The 3,091-nt window shown below is 42.5% G+C and carries 4 protein-coding genes; 1 reads left to right on the top strand and 3 read right to left on the bottom strand.

Annotated features, from left to right (window positions below):
- Positions 1 to 230 precede the first annotated feature (230 nt).
- Entirely contained in the window at positions 231 to 572 is a 342-nt protein-coding gene (locus Q7J27_11660) for a helix-turn-helix transcriptional regulator (GenBank protein ID MDO9529795.1), read from the top strand.
- Positions 573 to 731: 159 nt separating this feature from the next.
- Here Q7J27_11660 and Q7J27_11655 read toward each other — a convergent pair whose 3' ends face one another.
- The 3 genes from Q7J27_11655 to Q7J27_11645 form a co-directional block, all read right to left on the bottom strand.
- Positions 732 to 899 (bottom strand): hypothetical protein, encoded by a 168-nt coding sequence (locus tag Q7J27_11655; protein ID MDO9529794.1) that lies wholly within the window; start codon positions 897 to 899, stop codon positions 732 to 734.
- Positions 900 to 1,312: 413 nt separating this feature from the next.
- The gene (locus tag Q7J27_11650; protein ID MDO9529793.1) at positions 1,313 to 2,278 is read right to left on the bottom strand and encodes an asparagine synthase-related protein; all 966 of its coding nucleotides are present in this window, start codon (positions 2,276 to 2,278) and stop codon (positions 1,313 to 1,315) included.
- Positions 2,279 to 2,548: 270 nt separating this feature from the next.
- Positions 2,549 to 3,091 (bottom strand): CFI-box-CTERM domain-containing protein (locus Q7J27_11645; protein ID MDO9529792.1); only part of this gene is annotated, 543 nt, incomplete at its 5' end.

Genomic DNA, 3,091 nt, shown 5'->3' with positions numbered 1-3,091 from the left:
TTTTTCCGGTAATTCTAATTGTCGTTGACCGGTAATTATAATTGTCGCATATCACCCACACGAATACCAAAAAATCTTCAGACACTGAACTGTCGCAACCAAGACGGTTGATTAGTCTTACAAATCTTAATTTTAATCTATTAAGTATCTGAAAGTCAACTATCGTATAAATACCGTTAGATACTTATCAAGCGAGGATGTTAAGAGTAAAATTAACTTCAGGGGAAATAATGGAGAAAATCTACTTAATATTAGGGAAGAGAATAAGAGAAGAGCGCAATAAATTACGATTAAGTCAAGAGCGGTTAGCTTTCAAGTCCAAGATTAGCATTAATTTTCTAGGTCAAATTGAACGAGGAACGAAACATACTACACTAACAACGGCTACTAAAATTGCGGAAGCTCTAGATTTAACCCTAAGTGAGTTGTTAAAAGAAGAGAAAGCAAAGCATTTTACAGAAGATATCGTTTCGGAAAAGACACTACTTTATCACTTCAGAGAAAGAACTACTGAAGAAAAGAACGCTTTTGTAAATTTTTTAAAATCATTCCCTTCCTTTAAGTCCAAATAAGATCCGAAATTAATTCACAATCCGCGCCAATGTAGATATGCTTTATGTGATTCGTCTATCCAAAGCCGATCACGGTCAGCAATATTGCGTCTAAGTTTTTGAGCTAATTTGAAGAAACCTTTACCGGTCTTCCATTCGTAACTTGAACCACTATAGCACTTAAAGCATTGGATTTTCAGCGATTTCTTCTCTTTTAGAAATTCCTCCTATCATCTTACCTAATGCAGAATCGTTTGGCTTTAAGGATATAGCGTGCATCATTTTAACCAAGTCCCCGTATGTTGTTAGCGAATGAAATTTAGCTAATCTTGTAAGGATTCCATGCATCTCCTCTTTCCCACTTCTCTGGGGAGAAGTCTTCTTTCCTTTTCATTATACACCTCTTTCAAAAACTACCGAGCCCTGTGCGCTACATAAAACGAGCTTGCCGCGCGAATTACGCTCGCAATGACACTGCGAATCCTTGTTTGGTGCATACAGAAATAAAGATGAGGGAGGGGATGCAACCCCTCCCCTACAGGCGACCCTAAAGGGTCGCACTACTTTCTTTTCCTCAATCAAACCCGGCCAGTTCAATATCAGGGAGTTTTTCAAGTCCGCTCCTAATTTCCCCTCTAACACAATCTGAATTTTTCTACCGGCGGGAATGGCACAAATTTGCGTTCAAAAACAGAGTATACCGGTTTGAATTCAATCAGAGAGCAAGGCAACGATGCTATATGATTGAAGGCGAATCGGTATTAAATCGCTTCCATCGTTGACGGTGGTTTTGCCGCTATATTATAAGTCACGCTAACCACACCGGGTACCTCGGTCGTCATTCGATTTCCAATCTTTTCCAGTTTCTCCCAGGCCAATCTGGTTGGCGCCGCCGTCCTTGCGTCAATGCTGCTCCAGCACCTGATTTCAATCTGTAGACCGAAATCTCTTTTTCCGTCACGCATTCCGGTGACTTTGTCCTGGTGCAGAATCGCCAGATACTGAAACGCTTCCGTGCCGGCCAGTTCTTCTTCGATAACAACGGTCGCTTTTCTGACCAGTTCTATCTTTTCCGGTGTAACTTCTCCAATTACCCGCGCCGCCAGAGCCGGTCCGGGGAAGGGCATCCGGTTATAAATTGATTCCGGCAGGCCAAGCGCCCTGGCCACCTTTCTCACCCCGTCCTTACGGATTTGTCGTAGGGGTTCAAGAATTTGGTAACCGAACGCCTTCTGGGGGTCTATGCCCAACTGCTCAAAGACATTATGTTGTCTTTTAACTCCGGCCACCGTTTCGTCTATGTCGGTCAAAATTGTTCCCTGTAAGAGATGTTTTGCTCCGCTGTCCACGACCAACCGTCCAAAGACCTTTTTGTAGAAAGCCTGGGTAATCGCTTCTCTCTTTTCTTCCGGGTCAACGACATCTTTCAGGGCGTCAAAAAATTCTTTTTTTGCGTCTACTATCTCGACGGGAATTCCAAATTCTTTAAAAATTTCAGCGACCTTCCGGGCTTCATCCTGTCGCATTAAACCATTTTCGACAAAATAGGTTTTGAGTTTCACGCCCAGGGCTTTGTGACCTAAAACAGTGACCACTGCAGAATCAACTCCACCGGAAAGGGCGGTAATGGCGGTTCCATCTCCGACCCTTTCTGAAATTTCCTTGATCTTTTCTGCAATAAATTTATCAGTATCCAGTTCCCCGCTCTTAATCTCTTTTTGTTCCATATCATCTCTCCGGAATATTTTATTCCTTCCCCAGCACACAGAATACCGGTGTTTCGGCCCGCAATCCTGGCACAAACAACTTTCCGTGCAATGACGATGGACTTACTTGCCGATGGACCAGCTGGCAGAGCAGCCGGTGAGAACTATGGCGTAAAGCAGCACAGCCACAATCCAGAAAAGATTCTTTTTCATAACGCCTCCTTTGACCTGACAACGTATTTGCTTATCTGGTGCGGGTCTGCGAAAAACGGTCAGGTTCCATTACGAGTGTCATTTTTTGTAAGTTCTTTTAAGGAACCAAATCAGAGGTCTTAATAATTTCCTGACAAAAGATTGATATAAGGGCCTTTGTTTTATGAAATCAGCAAAAAAAGGTGAGATTTGGTAATATACCTGCACAAAAATTCTTCCCCAACACTTATTTATAAGCCAGTCATCTCTTAACTTACGCAACAATAAAACGTCTTCTGATAGAGGTGTTCCATAAGCAGCTGTGGCGATGAAACACCCTTTTTTTTCCTTCAAATCAAAAATGTGACCGCAGGGGGTGCACTGAGTTCTACCGAGAGCATTAGCGTTAAGTTTAGTTAAACAGTTGGGACACTTACAAAGATATATTTCTCCGGCTGGGATGATATTTTGATAACCACAATTCGCGCAACACCTATAAGATTGATTGAAAATAACTCTAATTTGGGAGTCGTCATCTTTTTTAGGAAGATCCATCATTGGAGTAATGCCTCCACCTCCTTGCCCAGCACTTCCAACATGTCCACAGTTGGGACATCTAAACACCGGGACTGCTCTTCCATA

The organism is Syntrophales bacterium (genome assembly GCA_030655775.1).
Lineage (GTDB): Bacteria > Desulfobacterota > Syntrophia > Syntrophales > JADFWA01 > JAUSPI01.
The sequence above is the reverse complement of the archived record's forward strand: the minus strand, read 5'-3'. Positions and strand labels throughout refer to the sequence as shown.

Coding starts and splice junctions, on each gene's coding strand:
- Q7J27_11660 (MDO9529795.1), top strand. CDS start 231: ATGGAGAAAATCTACTTAATATTAGGGAAGAGAATAAGAGAAGAGCGC.
- Q7J27_11655 (MDO9529794.1), bottom strand. CDS start 899: ATGCATGGAATCCTTACAAGATTAGCTAAATTTCATTCGCTAACAACA.
- Q7J27_11650 (MDO9529793.1), bottom strand. CDS start 2,278: ATGGAACAAAAAGAGATTAAGAGCGGGGAACTGGATACTGATAAATTT.